The organism is Gillisella taibaishanensis (assembly GCF_001938985.1).
GTDB lineage: Bacteria > Pseudomonadota > Alphaproteobacteria > Rhizobiales > Rhizobiaceae > Allorhizobium > Allorhizobium taibaishanense.
The window spans coordinates 434064-451885 of sequence record NZ_MKIN01000022.1 but is presented as its reverse complement, the minus strand read 5'-3'; the positions used below and the strand labels follow the sequence as shown (position 1 = coordinate 451885).

Genomic DNA, 17822 nt, shown 5'->3' with positions numbered 1-17822 from the left:
GTTAATCCGTCACGATCTCGTCCCCGATCCTCATGGGAAGGAGTGATGCGACCATGAAGACCTTTGCAAATTGGAGCTATCCGACGGAGATCCGGGTCGGACGCGGCCGGATCGAGGAACTGGCAGAGGCCTGCAAATCGCTTGGCATGCGCAATCCGCTGCTGGTGACCGACCGAGGGCTGGCGACGCTGGCGATTACCCGGGTGGCGCGTGAGATCTTGCAGGATTCCGGCCTCGAGCACGGATTTTTTGCCGATGTCGATCCGAATCCAACCGAGCGTAATCTGGAGGCTGGCTTGATCGCCTGTCGTGACGGCGGGCACGATGGAGTGGTTGCTTTCGGTGGCGGGTCCGGCATCGATCTTGGCAAATGCGTAGCCTTCATGGCAGGTCAGACGCGCTCAGTTTGGGATTTTGCCGCCGGCACCGAAGGTTGGCGCGAGGCCGATGAGGAGGGGATCCTGCCCATCGTTACCGTGCCGACCACGGCTGGCACCGGCGCAGAGGTCGGGCGTACCTGCGTGATTACCAATACCGCCACTCGTGTGAAGACCGCGATCTTTCATCCGAAAATGCTGCCCGGCATCGTCATCTGCGACCCGGAACTGACGGTCGGCATGCCGAAATCGATCACGTCAGGCACTGGCATGGATGCCTTCGTCCATTGCCTGGAAGCCTATTGCTCACCGGTCTATCACCCGCTCGGCCAAGGCATTGCCATCGAGGGTATGCGGCTGGTCAAGGAATTCCTGCCCAGGGCTTACCGCGATCCTGTCGATCTGGAGGCGCGGCTCAACATGATGTCGGCGGCGGTGATGGGGTCGATTGCTCTCCAGAAGGGACTCGGCGCCATTCACGCGTTGGCGCATCCGATCGGCGCGGTCTACAATACCCATCACGGCACGACGAACGCGGTGCTGATGCCCTTCGTCGTTACCTTCAACCGCAAGGCCATCGAGCGCAAGATCGAGAAGCTGGCCGGTTATCTTGAAATCCAGGGTGGGTTCGACGGGTTTCACGACTTCCTGATGGTGTTTCGCGAGGATCTCGCCATTCCCCAGAATCTCAGCGAACTGGGTGTGCCGGGCGATCGGATCGACGAATTGGCGGCCATGGCGACCCAGGATGCAAGTGCAGCGGGCAATCCGGTTAAGCTTACGCTCGAAAACACAACAGCGCTTCTGGCGGAATGCTTTTGAAAATCAATGATCTCTGGACATGTTACGCTGCAAATCCGAGATTTCATTCATAAGAACTTATATACCATCTTTGCTATTTATTAACCATTTTTGGCAAGGATGTGTTAACCGCGCACCATGAATATCTAGGTGCGTGTCAGGAGCGATGAGTGGCTCAATCATAGCATCGAGGACACCAATGCCAGTCATCTCATTTGCCAATGCCAAGGGCGGCGCTGGGAAAACCACAGCAGCTCTCCTGCTTGCCACCGAACTTGCCCACCAAGGCTACCGGATCTGTATTCTCGATGCTGATCCGCAGCGCTGGATCACCCAATGGTCGGAAATGGCCGAGAGACACGCCAATATCGAGGTGATCTCCGAGGTGTCGATTGGTTCGCTGCAGGGCCATATCCGCGAAGGTCGCCAGACCGCCGATTACATCATCATCGATCTCGCCGGCGCGCGCGATGCCATTGTCACCATGGCGATTGGCTTGTCAGATCACGTGTTGATCCCGGTGCAGGGCTGTGCCATGGATGCCAAGGGCGCGGCGCAGATCCTTGACCTGATCGAGCAGATGCGCATTGCCGGCAATCTCGTCATTCCGCATTCGGTCGTGCTGACCCGGGTCGCTTCGATGGTCACGACGCGCGCGCTGCTGGCCATCAAGGGCCTGCTCGCGGCTCGCGGCGTCAATGTTATCAACACCCCGATTGCCGAGCGCAACGCCTTTCGCGATGTCTTCGAGACCGGCGGCACTGTCTATACGATGGATCCGCTCAAGGTCAGCAACCTCGACAGGGCCCAGGAAAATTCGAAAGCTTTCGCCGGAGAAGTCGTGCGGCTTCTGCCTGTCAGAGTTGTCCGCAGCCAGCGCCCCCGACTTCTTCGTCTGATCGGCGACGCTGCTTGACCCATCTCTCTTCGTTCTGAAAATGACAGACCCCGCCACGACATCTCGTCGGCGGGGTCTTTTATATCAATCTACAAATTCCACTGTCACACCAGGCTGTACCATCTTGGCCAGTTCGGTCGCGTCCCAATTGGTCAGGCGAATGCAGCCGTGACTTTGGGTGCGACCGATCTTGGAGGGTTCCGGAGTTCCATGGATGCCATAGGTCGGCTTTGACAGGGCAATCCAGACGGTACCGACCGGGCCGTTTGGCCCTGGCGGAATGTTGAGCACCTTGTCATTACCGGCCTGTTGAAAATTCACCTTGGGATTGTAGGTGTAACCAGGATCGAAGGCCACGCGCTGAACCTGCACGGTGCCGGACGGAGACGGCGTATCGCTCGACCCGATGCTGGCAGGATAGGCAGTGATCAACTGGCCATCTTCGCCATAGGCCAAGACCTGCTTGCGAGCTTTGTCGGCGACAATGCGGGCGACGCGCCCGCTATGGGGCTGGCCGACATTGACCACCTTGACGGTGCTGCCCGGCACTGTGAAATCGACGCCGGGATTGATGGATTTCAGGTAACCTTCATCCATATGAAATTTTTCGGCGAGCATTTCTGTGGTGGACGTGTATCCCAGCGACGGCATTGCCGCTTTCAGGCTGTAATCTTCCGGGATCTGCGCCACATATGGCCCAGCGGCATCGGCGGCTGTAATCGTGTAGGTGGTGAAGGGCAGGCCGCCATTCATCCGCAGCCGTTCCATGATCGCGTCGGTGTCGTTTGGATTGAGCGTTTCGCCGGTCTTTTGCTGCCAGGCTTCCAGTGCCTTTTGCACGTTCATGCCCATATGGCCGTCGATAGCGCCCGGTGAGAAGCCTTCCCTCGCCAGAAACACCTGCAACGCGGTGATCTCAGGCTTGGCCTTGCCGCTGCTGCCAAGCGTCGATGGCGCGCCTGTAGACGGCGACATGCCCGTCGATGGACGGGCTGGTAGCGCCTCGGCATTGTCATAGGCCGACGTGTCGGTGGCATCGCTTTGCTGCGGGTCAAGCTGCCGACGCTGTACCGGTTGGTCCTGCGGAATGCCGCCGGTCGTCATATCCTCATCGTCATAGCCGCCGCCAGATGGCGCCGGCGGATAATAGTCGCTCGAGTTGCGGTTGCCGTTCGGGCGGCCATAAACCATGGTCGCCGGCATTTCGGTCGCAACTAGATTGCCGTAGTGATCGACCAGGATCGTGCGTCCCATGCGGTCGCGGCTGATCATGACGGAGCCTTGTTCAGGCACGAAATCGAGAACCTGCCCTGATGGCGTGATGAGAACCGTATCCGGGTTCTGCCCGGTATAGGGGCTGCGTGCCAGTGCCGCCACGGGAAGGGCGGCCTGGGAAACGGCGGCGAGAAGCGCGACGAGGAGACCAGTTTTCCAAAGCGGCTGCACGGTGATCTTTCCAGTTTAATCTGACAGATGAACGCCGCGGACCGAATTCGGTTCGCGGCGAAACGACACGCTGACTTTAGTCACCGCGCGCATGTGCGCACGCGAAGACAGCTAGTGCGCTGAGACACCTAAATTTTGACGCTAATATGGAAAAATGAAAACGCAGTAAAAAAACCCTTAAACCCGCCGCTTTCCAGCGTTTTTTGAGGGGGCTTGCGGCTGCGGCGCATTTTGTCCGCGATGAGATGTGGCACGGGCCGGATTTTTGGGCTGTAAATCGCACACCAAGCAGGAGGAGGCGAATCATGAAATTGCAGGCTGGCACGGGATTGGGCAAAGCACTTGTCGTCGAACTCGATCCGACATCGGTGCTCGACATCAAGACGTTGTTCGTCAACGGCGTCGATCTGTCGCCGCATCTGGCCATTCCTGACGATGGCGATGCGCGCATTTCCGCCTCGCTCGAAGGCTTTCTGTTTACCTGCGGCCCGGACCATATCCGCCATCCCGAACCATTTGACGATGGCAGCGGTCGCAAATATCCGCTGCACGGGTCGCTTTCCTCGCATCCTGCCAAGATCATTGCCGCTGATGATACGGAATGCCGGGCGGAAATCGCGGTGACCCATGCCGATGGAGGTGCGTCACGTCTCGACCGTCACTGGCGGCTGGATGAGGCGACCGGCACAGTCTACCTGTCAGACCGGGTGACTAATACAGGAATATCAGCTTTTCCGGTCTTTCTTATGTATCACATGAACATTGCCGCCAAACTGTTTGACGACGCCGTCAAGCTGGAAGGCGCGATGTTCGAGGGCGGTGGCTTTGGCTGGCGCTTCGGCCCCGAGCCCGGCAGTGTGTTTTGCGTGCCGGCGGCTGCAGAAGCTGACGGCTGGGCGCAGATGCGGCTTGGCCCGATCGCGGCCATCGGCGGTCTGACGCTGACGGTGCGTTTCGACACAGCCAGCCTGCCGCATCTGCAGATGTGGCGCAACCAGCAGAACCCGGCGCATGTGCTGGGTATCGAACCGGTGTCGCATCGCTGGGTCAGCCGGCATGAACTTGGAGACGCCGGGGAGTGGATCATGCTGGAACCGGGCGAAAGCCGCGACTATGGTCTGTCCTTCCGCTTCGACTGAACGAACGACCCGCTGCCTCAACCCGCTGCCTCAACCCGGTCGCAGTCAATAGCGTTCACTACGACCGGCTTTCGTCCTTTTTTTCCGCATATACGTTGTCGTCGAATTGAGGACAATTCCACGCGATATGCGTTAGGGAAACGCTGAAAGCCGACAGGTTGCAGCGTTGACGCCCGGGGAGGGGCGTCGTAGATGTTTGCGGCCATTCGAGAAGAGGACGAGCCGATGAATATCAGACCGATCGATGAAGACTATTCCGTCACTGGCCAGATCAGCGTGCAGGACCTGGACGATATCAAGGCCTTGGGCTTCAAATCCATCGTCTGCCACCGTCCTGACGGCGAAGAGCACGGCCAGCCGGACTTTGCCGCCATCGAGGCGCGCGCCAAGGAATTGGGTTTGGCTATCCGCCATATTCCTGTCGGCCCCATGGGCGTGACGCCGGATGCCGTTGCCGCCATGGTCGATGCACTCGACGATTTCGAACGGCCGATGCTGGGCTATTGCCGCTCCGGCGCCCGCTCGACCGCCACCTACGAGCACAGCCTGCGCCAGCGCTGAGCATTTCTAGGGAAAGCGGGAACCGGTTTCCCCTCCGGAATGCACAGAAACAAAAGCAATTTCCACGAGGACCGCCATCAATTTGCGGCCCGATTCCTACCCGTAAACAGGAGAGTTCCATGTCCATCAAGCGTATCGAACCCGGCAAGCGCATGAGCGGTGCCGTCGTGCACGGCAACACCGTCTATCTGGCCGGCCAGGTCGGCGAAGGCACTGGTGTCACCGAACAGTCGAAATCGGCACTGGCCGAAGTCGACCGTCTGCTGGCCGCAGCCGGCTCGGACAAGTCGAAGATCCTCCAGACGATCATCTATCTCTCTGACATGTCGACCTTCGCCGAAATGAACGCCGTCTGGGAATCTTGGATCGACCCGGCAAACCCGCCAGCCCGCGCCACCAGCGAAGCCGCCCTGGCAACGCCGGACTACAAGGTCGAGTTCATCGTGACAGCTGCGATTTAAGGGCTGGCAGAAGCCAATTTAAGGCCTGAGATTCCCCTTTAAAATCTTTAGAAGGACACTTTTACGTCTACACGAGACGGAAGTGCCCTTCTTAAATTTTAGCACTCCACGATGCCTGTTTCGCAAAAGGAGATGCGTTTGTCATTTTTTTCATGTGAAGTATTCTGAGTGTCCTTTTTGCTGAACTCTCGGGTTAGCCTGCTGCTTAAAGCTCTTGCACTATGTGCGTTCGCGCTGTCGGTTTACTATCCGCAGGGCTATTACGAGACTTGTCATGGGATCACCGACATTTCCTGGTTTCAGGAGAAATCAATTCTGTATTATCTGATTTTAATTTATCTTTTTTGTTTGTTTTTTGCGAATATTTTAAAATATGAAGTATGGTTTATTGTTCCAGATCTATGCGTCTTAATGGCATTTTTGTATTATTTTCTATTTGATTTCGTAACGGGATCTGCTTTTCGTGGCGGTGTGCGGCTTGCTTTGGATTATTTTTTCAGTTTTGGTTTAATATACTTACGCAGGACGTCGCTTGCGGCCGGCATGTTGGCTTGCATTATGAATATGGGTACGCTTTTTATATCGCGTTTATCATCATCTTGTCATTATCTTCACTGCTCAGTTTGATCCTCGCTCTCAGACGGCCGAGAGAACGCCGGCAGTAGCTGGCGTTCTCTGGTATTTTCGGTGAGCCGCTTCGACCGATCAGTTCTTCTCCCTGATCTGCGTCAGCGTTCGCGTCGGCGTGATCGCTTCCGCATCCAGCTTGATTTCAATGATCGCAGGCTTGCCGGAAGACCGGGCGCGCTCAAAAGCGGCTGCGAAATCCTCGGTCTTTTCGACGAGTTCGCCGTGGCCGCCATAGGCCTCAGCGAAGGCCTTGAAATCGGGGTTGACGAGATCGGTAGCACTGACACGTCCAGGATATTCGCGCTCCTGATGCATGCGGATCGTGCCGTAGGTGCCGTTGTTGATCAACAGCACGATGATCGGCAGTTCGTAGCGCACGGCTGTGATGAATTCCTGGCCGTGCATCATGAAGCAGCCGTCGCCGGCAAAGCAGATCACTTCGCGCTCGGGAAATTCAGCCTTGGCGGCCACGGCGGCGGGCAGGCCGTAGCCCATCGAGCCAGAGGTTGGAGCGGCCTGAGTGTTATAGGCCTGGAAGCGGTGAAAGCGGTGCAGCCAGGTGGCGTAATTGCCGGCGCCATTGGTAAATATGGTGGTCTTGGCAGTGTTGGCTTCGATCCACTCCATGATCGGCCCCATCTGCACCTGGCCCGGGCCGCTCTTCGGTGGGGTCGACCAGGCAAGATAGGCGGTGTGCATGCTCTCGGTGCGCTCGGCCCAAACAGGAGCAGCTGGCGCCTTCAGATTGGCCAAGGCGGCGACAAAATCCTTCGGGCTGGCGCAGATGGCGAGATCCGGGCGGTAAACGCGGCCAAGCTCCGACGGGTCGGGATAAACATGCACCAGCTTCTGCTTCGGATAGGGGATGTCCATAAGCGTATATGAAGACGAGGGCATTTCCGAAAAGCGTCCGCCCAGCAGCACGATCAGGTCCGCCTCCTTCACTTCCTTCGAAAGCGCTGGATTGATGCCGATGCCGACATCGCCGGCGTAGTTGGGGTGCAGGTGATCAAACAGCATCTGCCGGCGGAAGGAGCAGCCGACCGGCAGCTGCCACTCAGCGGCAAAATTCTCGAACGCCTTGACCGAGGCTTCGTCCCAGCGGGTGCCGCCGAGAATGACCAGCGGGCGTTCCGCCTTTTCCAGCATCGCGCCGAGTGCTGCGATCTGGCTTTGACCGGGATGGGCCTCGACCGGCTGATAGGGTTTTGCCTCAGGCGCGTCGGCCTCTTCCACCAGAACGTCTTCCGGCAGGGTCAGCACGACAGGACCGGGGCGGCCTGAAGTGGCCACGGCAAAGGCGCGGCTGACGAATTCCGGGATGCGGGCGACATCGTCGATTTCGCCGACCCATTTGGCAAATTCGGTGAAGGCGCGGCGATATTCGACCTCCTGGAAGGCTTCGCGCTCGCGCGCCTCGCGCTGCACCTGGCCGATGAACAGGATCATCGGCACCGAATCCTGGCGGGCGATATGCAGGCCGGCCGAGGCATTGGTGGCGCCGGGGCCGCGGGTCACCATGCAGATGCCGGGCTCGCCGGTCAGCCGGCCCCAGCAATCCGCCATCATCGCAGCACCACCTTCCTGGCGGCAGACCACGGTGTCGATGCCGCTGTCATAGAGCGCGTCGAGCACGGCCAGATAGCTTTCGCCCGGCACGCAGGCGACCCGCTTGACGCCATTGGCCTTCAGCGCTTCGACGATCAATTGTCCACCGGATCTTTTCATCAGTTTATTCCTTGGGTGTAAGACGGGGGGTGTAAGACAGGGGTGTAAGAAGGGGCTTGAAAAAGGTCGGGCGCGCTCAGGTCTGTGGCGGTCCCTCAGTTTGCGATACCGGCTGGGAGGCGTGGTGCCGCTCTCGCCAGATGATATAGAGGCCGGAGCCGATGATGATGGCGATGCCCAGCCATTTCAGTGCGTCCGGCAGGGCGTTAAAGACCAACCAGCCAAACAGGGTGGCGGTGACGATTTCGAGATATTGCAGCGGCGCCAGCATCGAAGGCGGGGCGGCCCGGTAAGCATAGACGCCGAGCAGGCCGCCGATGGCGGCGGTCAAGCCGGTGCAGACCAGCCATAGCATGCCCGTCGCATCCGGCCAGGTGAGGGCGGTTGTGGTCGATCCCATGAGTTGGCCAACGAGAATAACCAGGGCGCAAAACAGCATGGCCCAGCAGCCGGTCTCGACCTGGATCACGAAAGGGTCCTGCCGGCTTGACAATAGCCGCGTGAGGATCGCAAAAATGGCAATACAGAAGGCGGCGGCGATCGGCAGCAGGGCAACGGCACCGACTTCCTGAAAGCTTGGCTGCACCACCAGTAGCGCGCCGACAAAGCCTGTGCCGCAGGCGATATAGCGCCGCCGGCCGATGGTTTCCTTCAGCACCAGACCACTGAGGATCGTCAGGATGATCGGCTCGACGAAGAAGATCGCCACGGCATCGGCAACCTCCATCGTCCGCAGCGCGGTGACGAAGGTCAGCATCGACAGGCAGAGCACGCCGCCGCGCAGGATATGCAGCCGGGTGGTCGCCCAGGTCAGCCTTAGCCAGGTGCGGCGCACTGCCAGCACGGGCAGCAGGAACAGGACTTGGAAGGCGAAACGGGCAAAGCTGATTTCGGCTGCGGAAATCGTCTCGGTGGCGAGCTTGGAAAAGACGTCGACAAGCGGCGTTACCAGCACTGACAGCACCATCATGCCGAGCCCTAGCGTCACGCCTGAGAAAAACGGCGTCTTGGCGAACGGCTCGGAACCGGAATGGGCTGGCGTTGACATGGAGATGATCTCACTCTTGTAAGGCGTCTATAGCCGGGTCTTTTCTAGGGCGCACGTGACATTTGATTGTAGGATCATTCCGTAACGGAATGATCTTGCCGACTGTCAACGGAACGCCGTGTTACAGCGGTTGCGTCTCTGGACTGACTCAGCGTCAGATCTCGGGCCGGCTCGAGGTGAGGCGCCTTACGCCAGACGAAGAGCCTGTTCGGCCCAGGCGCGGAAGGCGGCCATGGCTTCGTCGCGGCCGATTTCGTTCAGTGTTTCGTGGCGCATCTCAGGATAAAGAGTGAGCGTCACGTCGGTGAAACCGGAATGCCGCAGACGGTCCGCCAGGGCCTGCGTCGCCGCACCATTCTTCGTTGCCGGGTCCTGTCCGCCGCCTACGAGGTGAATAGGCAAGCCTGTCGGCAGTCGCGCCAGCCGGGGCAGGGTAGCGGTCTCGGCGGTCAGGTCGAGCACATCCTGCCACAGCGAATTGCTGGCCTGGAAGCGGCAGAGCGGGTCTGCGGCATAGAGATCGACCTCGGCCGCATCGCGGCTCAGCCAGTCAAACAGGGTACGGTGGCCGGGCACGGACTTGCCCCAGGCCTCGAAGGTCGCCTTGGCCATCAACAGGCTGGGCACGTCAGAGCCCTTCAGCGCTTGTTCGATCTTCAGCACCAGCCGCGCGAAGCGGGTTTCGATGCCGGAATTGAAATTGGAATTCCAGATTGCGAGCGCCTGGATGTCCTCAGGATAGTCCGTTGCGGCGCGCAGCGCAATCAGCCCTCCCATGGAGTGACCGAATAGCAGGACCGCAAGGCCGGGATGGGCGGTGACAGCAAGGTCCCGCATTGCCTTCACATCTTCGATCACCCGGGCCACGCCATTCTTGCGGGCAAAGCGGCCGAGCGGGGCGTTCGGCGCTTCCGTCTCGCCATGGCCGCGATGATCGTGAGCATAGACGTGAAAGCCCGCCTCAGCCATGAACAGCGCAAAGCGGCGGTAGCGGCGCGAATGCTCGATCAGGCCGTGGTTGACGAGCAGGATCGCCCGTCCGGCATTTTCGGCAGGCTGGTAATGATAGGCGATCCGCGCGCCATCCGGCCGCGATAGGTAAAGCGTTTCGTCAAACATGCTGTCCTCCCTTGGCGCCCAACTTTACGGTTTTGGCCCTACGGTTTTGGCGCGCTACTGCATAATTCCTTAAATCGGAATCGCTTTAAGGAGAAAGTATGCAGCAGATTTAAAGTGCTACAGCGAACCTTTGTGCGCCATACATGGCGCACGGCGCTGTAGAGTGTTTCCAGGAAATGCGGGAACCGGTTTTTTGTCCGGAAACACGTAAAACAAAAAAGCCTCCACCGAAAATGCCCTGATTTGGCTACCGAGTGCAAACGAAGAAAGTGCATCCCGCTGGTTATTCTCGGTTGCAAGTGTTCGCTAAATGTTCCAAAAATACATTGGCCATGCAAGAGGCGGATCATGTTTTGGCGCAGGATTTTCAACGGAGGATTTTCGATGAAGCATTTTCTTTCCATGAGTGTGATCGCGTTAGGTGTGATCGCTGCTGCTGTTTTAACGGGCCAGCCGGCTTTTGCTGCCGGCAAGGGCAAGACCACCAGCCTTCTTGCCGTCAGCTGGCAGCCGGCCTTTTGCGAAACCCGGCCCAACAAGCCCGAATGCAAGAGCCAGACGGCGGATCGCTATGACGCCAGCCATTTCACCCTGCATGGCCTCTGGCCGATGCGGAAGAATTATTGCGGCGTCGCACAGGGTGATATCGACGCCGACAAGAAAAGCCGTTGGACGGAACTGCCCGAGGTCAAGCTGTCGGACGCCACCCGCAAGGCGCTGGACCGGGTGATGCCCGGCACGCAATCGTCGCTGGAGCGGCATGAATGGATTAAGCACGGCACCTGCGCCAGCCTTGCCCAGGACGATTATTTTGCGCAGGCCGTGTCGCTGATCGAGACGCTGAACGCCTCGCCGGTCAATGCGCTGTTTGCCGGCAAAGTCGGGCAGGCCGTGACCCAGGCTGAAGTTCAGTCGGCCTTCGATACCGGTTTCGGTTCGGGTGCAGGTCAGCGGGTGAAGATGCGCTGCGTGCAGGACGGCGACCGCCGGATCGTCACCGAACTCACCATCGGGCTCGGCGACGGCGATGCGAAGGCGCCGCTGAAGGACCTTATCCAGGCTGCTGGCCAAACCAAGTTCGATTGCGAGCAGGGTATCGTCGACCCCGTCGGCAGCCAGTAAGGCCGCCAGCGTCTCGAAAGCCATCGTTCTTTTCGGCGAAAATCGGTCCGCCGACACCTTAGTGAGCCGGCGGGTTCCCCAATGAATTCGTCTGGGAATTGCGCTGGCGGCATTGCCCCCGCTGGCGCTTTCGCCTACATAGCGGGCAATTCCCTTTAGCGTTTACCGTGCGGAGCATTTTACCGATGGCACGTCAGTTCATCTACCACATGTCGGGGCTCAACAAGTCCTACGGCGCCAAGAAGATTCTTGAGAACGTCAACCTGTCCTTCTACCCGGACGCCAAGATCGGTATCCTCGGCCCGAACGGTGCCGGTAAGTCTACGGTCCTGCGCATCATTGCCGGCCAGGACAAGGAATTCACCGGTGAAGCCTGGCTCGCCGATGGCGCAACAGTCGGCTATCTCGAGCAGGAGCCGCATCTCGATGAGACAAAGAACGCCTTCGAGAATGTGATGATGGGCGTTGCTGCCAAGACGGCTGTGCTCGACCGCTACAACGAACTGATGATGAACTACTCGGACGAGACCGCCGACGAGGGCGCCAAGCTCCAGGACATCATCGACAGCCAGAACCTCTGGGACCTGGAACAGCAGGTCGAAATGGCGATGGAAGCCCTGCGCTGCCCGCCGAAGGACGCCGATGTCAGCCTGCTGTCGGGTGGTGAACGCCGCCGTATCGCACTCTGCCGCCTGCTTCTGTCGCAGCCAGACCTGCTGCTGCTCGACGAACCGACCAACCATCTTGACGCCGAAACCATCGCCTGGCTGGAAAAGCACCTGCGCGACTATCCCGGCGCCGTGATGATGATCACCCACGATCGCTACTTCCTTGACAACGTTACGGGCTGGATTCTCGAACTCGACCGCGGCCGTGGCATTCCGTACGAAGGCAACTATTCTGCCTATCTGCAGGCCAAGGCGAAGCGCATGCAGCAGGAAGCCCGCGACGAAGCCGGCCGCCAAAAAGCGCTGTCGCGCGAACAGGAATGGATCGCGTCCAGCCCGAAGGCCCGTCAGGCCAAGTCAAAGGCTCGTATCAAGGCTTACGAACAGCTGGTGGATGCCGCTGAAAACATCCGGCCCGGCGACGCGCAGATCATCATTCCGGTTTCGGAACGCCTCGGCCAGGTGGTCATCGAACTCGAAGGCATCAACAAGGGCTTCGAAGGCCGCACGCTGATCAACGATCTGTCGATCAAGCTGCCGCCGGGCGGCATCGTCGGCATCATCGGCCCGAACGGCGCCGGCAAGTCGACGCTGTTCAAGATGATCACCGGTCAGGAACAGCCGGATGCCGGCTCGATCCGCATCGGCGAAACCGTGCATCTCGGCTATGTCGACCAGAGCCGCGATTCGCTTGACGCGAACAAGACGGTCTGGGAAGAGATTTCCGGTGGCGCCGAAATCATCAAGCTCGGCAAGTTCGACATGAATTCCCGTGCCTATTGCGGCGCCTTCAACTTCAAGGGCGGCGACCAGCAGCAGAAGGTCGGCAACCTCTCGGGCGGTCAGCGTAACCGCGTGCATCTCGCCAAGATGCTGAAGGCCGGCGGTAACGTGCTTCTGCTCGACGAACCGACCAACGACCTCGACACCGAAACGCTGGGTGCGCTTGAAAGCGCGCTCGAAGCCTTCGCCGGCTGCGCCATCATCATCAGCCATGATCGCATGTTCCTCGACCGCCTCGCGACCCATATCCTGGCCTTCGAAGGCAATGGCCATGTCGAATGGTTCGAAGGTAACTTCGAGGATTACGAAGAAGACAAGGTGCGCCGTCTCGGCCCTGATGCGCTGAACCCAGGCAGCCAGTCCTACAAGCGACTGACCCGCTAGTGCAAATTGGCACCCCCTTATATTCGGGGGGTGCCTCTCTGTCTGATTAAGATGTTCTTATATGAGTTGCGATAGCGTCAGCCTACCTTTGCTGACTTGATGGGCTGTCGCTATGTTTTCAATACGGAATGTGCTTGTAAGTATCTTTGCGGTTCTCAGCGTCGCCTTGACCGGCTTTGTGACGCAGCAGCTATACGGCTCCTACACGCAATATAAAAATCAGATCGCGGTGGTCGATTATGCGACCGTGAACAAGGCCTTGTTCGAGTTCCTTGTGAACTACCGTTTGGAGCGCGGCCGCACCAACACGGGGCTGCTCGCCTCTCCCGACAAGATGTCGGGCTTCACGGATATTCCGGCTTACCGCAAGTCGGTAGATGAAGCCTATAAGACGATCATCGCCGCCTCAATTCCGAACATGCCCGCCAAACTCGAGGCCGCCTTGAAGAAGGTCGAGCCTGACTATCAGGCTCTGATCGCCATGCGCGGTCAGGTGGATTCGGAATTTGCCAAGCCAGTCGATGCCCGCGACAAGCAGATCAAGGCGCGACAGATGTCGCAGGGGCAGGGCGTGCTTGATAATCTGGAAGTCGCCTCCTCCGTCACAGAAGCGAAGATCCGCGAACTCGACAGCACGCTTTCCGACATGCTCGTCATTCGAGAAGCCGCATGGTCGGCCCGCGCTAGTTCCGGCAATGAGTCCAACTTCATTGCTGCAGCAGTCGTCAGCGGTCAACCGATTGAAAAGAAGGATATCTTCGATCTCGTCATCAGCCGCACGCGGTCACTTGAAGCCTGGCAGCGGGTGCGCAACTACATGACGTCGGCCAACGTGACCGACGATGTGCGCCAAGCGAAGGAGAATGCGGAGAAGCTCTATTTCGGCGGTTCACCATGGGATGTCCGCGATGACATCTATAAAACGCTGCTGAATGGTAGCGCGATCAAGACGACGCTTGAGGATTGGAATGCTGTCAATATCAAAGGCCAGGCGTCCATCGCCGATGTCGCTTTGACCGCAGTGAAGGCCGTGCAGGAAGCAGCGGTTGCCGAAGCCTCGGCCGCTTTCGCCCATCTGGTCACCTATACCGTCACGATCATCGCGACACTCGTCATCACCTTTGCCGGCCTCCTGATCATTCTTCGTCGAGTCCTGCGCCCGATCGCCGGGCTGACGGCGTCGATGAATTCGCTTGCTGAGGGTAAAACACATCAGTCGATTCCCTATCTGGAGCGTCCGGATGAAATCGGCGATATGGCGCAATCCGTTGAGGTGTTCCGGCAAGCGGCGATCCGCAATGCGCAGCTGGAAGCTGAAGCCGAAGAGAACCGCCAGCGCTCGGAGCTTGAGCGTGTGGAAGTTCAACGGCGGGCCGAAGCCGATGCGCAGGAGCGCCTGGAAAAGGCAACGGGCGCGCTTGCCGGTGGCCTGAAGCGGATGGCCGAAGGCGACCTGCTCTGCGAAATCCAGGAGGAATTTGCGCCGCAATTCGAAGCGCTGCGCCATGACTTCAATCGTTCCGTTGCCCAGCTGCGCGCTGCTCTTCTCAATGTCGGGCAGGCGGCGGCTGCCGTGCGCAACGGCAGTGGTGAAATCTCGCAGGCCTCCGACAATCTGTCGAAGCGCACGGAACAGCAGGCCGCATCGCTTGAGGAAACCGCAGCAGCACTTGAACAGATCACCGCCAATGTGAAATCGACCTCACAGCGCACAGGTGACGCCCGCGATCTGGTGCGCAATACCCGCACCCGTGCGGAGCATTCAGGCACTGTGGTCAATAATGCAGTGACCGCGATGGGTCGCATCGAAGAGGCTTCCGCCAAGATCACGCAGATCATCAGCGTAATCGACGAGATCGCCTTCCAGACCAACCTGCTGGCTCTCAACGCTGGCGTCGAGGCGGCGCGTGCCGGCGAAGCGGGCAAGGGCTTTGCGGTCGTTGCCCAGGAAGTGCGGGAACTTGCCCAGCGCTCAGCCAATGCGGCGAAGGAAATCAAGGCGCTCATCGCCAATTCCGAGGTGGCAGTTGGCGATGGCGTCAAGCTGGTCAACGATACGGGCAGGGGGCTGACGGAAATCGCCGAACTGGTGCAGGCCATCAACGCCCATATGGATGCGATTGCGACAGCTGCCCAGGAACAGTCGGTCGGGCTTGGCGAAGTCAATGTGGCCGTCAACCATATGGACCAGGCCACGCAGCAGAATGCAGCCATGGTCGAGGAAATGAGTGCGGCTGGTGCTGGTCTTGCCGATGAGGCTGCCAAGCTTGCTGATCTCATCGCAAGCTTCAAGACCGGAAACCAATCAAACGCCATGGCCTCCATCGGCAATCGGCAAGATAGCGGCCGCCAGGTTTTGTCACAGCCGGCTCGCGCCATGACCCAACCGGCAGCCTCGGTTTCCCGTGCCGCCCGTCCTGCCATGGCTTCTGGCCGCAGCGCCGCTGCTGCCGTGACCGCGCGAGACAACTGGGAGGAGTTCTAGGCCGTCAAAATCACAGCATCGAATTGAAAATCAGGGACTGATTTCTCGATCGATGCTCTCTAGGACCGTGACGGACTAGACCGAACGGGATTTCTGCGAACGTCTTCGGCCGCCGATGGCTCCGCTATCGGCGGCTTTGTGATGATCATCCGTATCTGCTGACCTGTGAAGCGGCGTTTTGGGGCTTGCTAAATCGATCCGCGTGACATAAAGATATCTTTATATCTTGATTGATGGAATTGGCATGAGCAAGTCTTTTACATTGGATGGTCTGGTGGATCTGCTCAAGGCAGCAGGGGAACCGACACGTCTGCGCCTTTTGGCGCTGTTGGCGGCCGGCGATTTGACCGTATCCGATCTCACCGACATTCTTGGCCAATCGCAGCCGCGCATCTCCCGCCATCTGAAGCTTCTTGCGGAAGCGGAACTGGTGGATCGCTATCAGGAAGGTGCCTGGGCTTATTTCCGGCTGAAACAGGATGGGGCGGCAGCCGATCTGGCGCGGCATCTCCTGGCCGTTGCCTCAGAGTCTGATCCTGTTTTGTCACGTGATGGCGAGCGCCTCGGCGCCGTAAAGCGGGCGCGGGCGGAAAAGGCGCAGGCGTATTTCAGCCGCAACGCCACGGAATGGGACGAATTGCGTCGGCTGCATATCAACGACCGCGATGTCGAGGCGGCTCTGATGCAGCTGATCGGCGACGAGCGGGTCGACGCATTGCTGGATCTGGGCACCGGCACGGGCCGTATCCTGCAACTGCTGGAGCACTGCTATCAGCGTGCCGTCGGCATCGATGCAAGCCGGGACATGCTGGCGGTGGCCCGCGTCAATCTCGACAAGGCCGGGGTTTCCAAGGCTTCCGTGCGCCAGGGCGACATTCTCAATCTGCCGCTGGATGGCAGCGAATTCGACGTGGTGATCATCCACCAGGTGCTGCACTTCCTGGTGGAGCCGGAGCGGGCGCTGGACGAAGCTGCCCGGATGCTGAAGCCCGGCGGACGGCTCGTGATCATCGATCTGGCGCCACACAAGCTGGAGCATCTGCGCGAGGATCATGCGCATGTGCGGCTTGGCTTTTCCCACACGCTGATGGAGAGCTGGCTGAGCAAGACCGGCTTCGACATGACCAATGCACTCGATATTGCGCCCAGCCAGCAGGATGGCGAGGCGCTGACGGCAACAATCTGGCTGGCAACTTATGGCCAAGCCGCAGAACCCGCACAGGCGAAGCGGGCGGGAGGTTACTGATGGCCCACACATCCACGAAGACTGGCACACGCGGATTCAAGCTATCCTTCGAATTCTTCCCGCCGAAGTCAGAAGAGATGGAGCACCAGCTCTGGGCGACCGTCGATGATCTCGCGGGATGGGACCCGGAATTCGTCTCTGTTACCTATGGCGCCGGCGGCACCACCAAGGCCCCGACGCTGGCAGCCGTGCGCCGCCTGATCGGCGAAACCGGTCTGGCGACAGCGTCGCATCTGACTTGCGTCGGCGCGACCCGCGAGGAAGTGGCTCAGGTGGTCGAGGATTTCCGCGCCGTTGGCGTGAAGCATTTCGTGGCGCTCCGCGGCGATCCACCGACAGGTGTCGGCTCGGCCTATCAGCCGCATCCGGGCGGCTACGAGAATGCCGCTGCCCTTGTCGAGGGACTGAAGACGCTCGGCGATTTCGAAATCTCGGTTTCAGCCTATCCGGAAAAGCATCCTGAAAGCGCTGATCTTTCCATGGATATCGACATGCTCAAGCGTAAGGTCGACAATGGCGCGACCCGGGCGCTGACCCAGTTCTTTTTCGACAATGACCATTACTCGCGCTATCTCGACCGCGTGCACGCTGCTGGCATCACCATCCCGATCGTGCCAGGCATCATGCCTATCCTCAACCTTAACCAGTTGAAGCGCTTTGCCTCGATGTGCGGCACCTCCATCCCCGCAAGCCTGGACAAGCGCTTCGAAGGGATGGACGACAAACCCGCTGAGCGCGCCACGGTCGCTGCAGCGCTCGCCGCCGAACAAATCGCCGATCTCCAGGCCCGTGGTGTGGACGAGTTCCATCTCTACACGATGAACCGCGCGCCTCTGGTCAACGCGACACTGGAGCAGCTGGGGCTGCAACGCAGCGATGCCACTGTACGCAACCGGGCTGGGGCTTTGGCCTGATAAGGCTGGATT

General features: G+C 59.3%; 14 protein-coding genes. 10 read left to right on the top strand and 4 right to left on the bottom strand.

Going from position 1 to position 17822, the window contains the following annotated elements:
* Positions 1–53 precede the first annotated feature (53 nt).
* Both BJF91_RS13275 and BJF91_RS13270 read left to right on the top strand, forming a co-directional pair.
* Positions 54–1199 (top strand): iron-containing alcohol dehydrogenase, encoded by a 1146-nt coding sequence (locus BJF91_RS13275; RefSeq protein WP_075614975.1) that lies wholly within the window; start codon positions 54–56, stop codon positions 1197–1199.
* 178 nt (positions 1200–1377) lie between these two features.
* Positions 1378–2094 carry a ParA family protein gene (locus BJF91_RS13270; protein WP_075614974.1) on the top strand — a complete coding sequence of 239 codons (717 nt, stop codon included), beginning with the start codon at positions 1378–1380 and terminating at the stop codon, positions 2092–2094.
* A 66-nt stretch (positions 2095–2160) separates the two neighbouring features.
* On the opposite strand, the gene BJF91_RS13265 is transcribed toward BJF91_RS13270, so the two are convergent.
* Positions 2161–3522, bottom strand: a complete 1362-nt coding sequence (locus BJF91_RS13265; protein WP_075614973.1) for a L,D-transpeptidase family protein — start codon at positions 3520–3522, stop codon at positions 2161–2163.
* A gap of 305 nt (positions 3523–3827) precedes the next feature.
* Between BJF91_RS13265 and BJF91_RS13260 the strand changes: the two genes are divergently transcribed.
* From BJF91_RS13260 to BJF91_RS13250, 3 genes are all read left to right on the top strand, one after another.
* A complete protein-coding gene (locus BJF91_RS13260) occupies positions 3828–4661 on the top strand; it encodes a DUF4432 family protein (RefSeq protein WP_075614972.1) in 834 nt (277 codons plus the stop codon).
* Between the two features lie 225 nt (positions 4662–4886).
* Entirely contained in the window at positions 4887–5222 is a 336-nt protein-coding gene (locus BJF91_RS13255; RefSeq protein WP_075615623.1) for a TIGR01244 family sulfur transferase, read from the top strand.
* A gap of 119 nt (positions 5223–5341) precedes the next feature.
* Positions 5342–5683 (top strand): RidA family protein, encoded by a 342-nt coding sequence (locus tag BJF91_RS13250; RefSeq protein WP_071204851.1) that lies wholly within the window; start codon positions 5342–5344, stop codon positions 5681–5683.
* A 705-nt stretch (positions 5684–6388) separates the two neighbouring features.
* Here the strand turns inward: BJF91_RS13250 and BJF91_RS13245 are convergent.
* From BJF91_RS13245 to BJF91_RS13235, 3 genes are all read right to left on the bottom strand, one after another.
* The gene (locus tag BJF91_RS13245; RefSeq protein WP_075614971.1) at positions 6389–8041 is read right to left on the bottom strand and encodes a thiamine pyrophosphate-binding protein; all 1653 of its coding nucleotides are present in this window, start codon (positions 8039–8041) and stop codon (positions 6389–6391) included.
* Positions 8042–8117: 76 nt separating this feature from the next.
* Positions 8118–9089, bottom strand: a complete 972-nt coding sequence (locus tag BJF91_RS13240; RefSeq protein ID WP_075614970.1) for a DMT family transporter — start codon at positions 9087–9089, stop codon at positions 8118–8120.
* 186 nt (positions 9090–9275) lie between these two features.
* Entirely contained in the window at positions 9276–10208 is a 933-nt protein-coding gene (locus BJF91_RS13235) for an alpha/beta hydrolase (RefSeq protein ID WP_075614969.1), read from the bottom strand.
* A gap of 384 nt (positions 10209–10592) precedes the next feature.
* Between BJF91_RS13235 and BJF91_RS13230 the strand changes: the two genes are divergently transcribed.
* From BJF91_RS13230 to metF, 5 genes are all read left to right on the top strand, one after another.
* Positions 10593–11330, top strand: a complete 738-nt coding sequence (locus BJF91_RS13230) for a ribonuclease T2 (RefSeq protein WP_075614968.1) — start codon at positions 10593–10595, stop codon at positions 11328–11330.
* A gap of 185 nt (positions 11331–11515) precedes the next feature.
* Positions 11516–13165, top strand: coding sequence for an energy-dependent translational throttle protein EttA (gene ettA / locus BJF91_RS13225; RefSeq protein ID WP_075614967.1), 1650 nt, complete (start codon positions 11516–11518; stop codon positions 13163–13165).
* A gap of 112 nt (positions 13166–13277) precedes the next feature.
* Positions 13278–15650 carry a methyl-accepting chemotaxis protein gene (locus tag BJF91_RS13220; protein ID WP_075614966.1) on the top strand — a complete coding sequence of 791 codons (2373 nt, stop codon included), beginning with the start codon at positions 13278–13280 and terminating at the stop codon, positions 15648–15650.
* Positions 15651–15894: 244 nt separating this feature from the next.
* Positions 15895–16896 carry an ArsR/SmtB family transcription factor gene (locus tag BJF91_RS13215; RefSeq protein WP_075614965.1) on the top strand — a complete coding sequence of 334 codons (1002 nt, stop codon included), beginning with the start codon at positions 15895–15897 and terminating at the stop codon, positions 16894–16896.
* Entirely contained in the window at positions 16896–17810 is a 915-nt protein-coding gene (gene metF / locus BJF91_RS13210; RefSeq protein WP_075614964.1) for a methylenetetrahydrofolate reductase [NAD(P)H], read from the top strand. The genes BJF91_RS13215 and metF overlap by 1 nt, the downstream gene beginning before the upstream one ends.
* Positions 17811–17822: the final 12 nt, after the last annotated feature.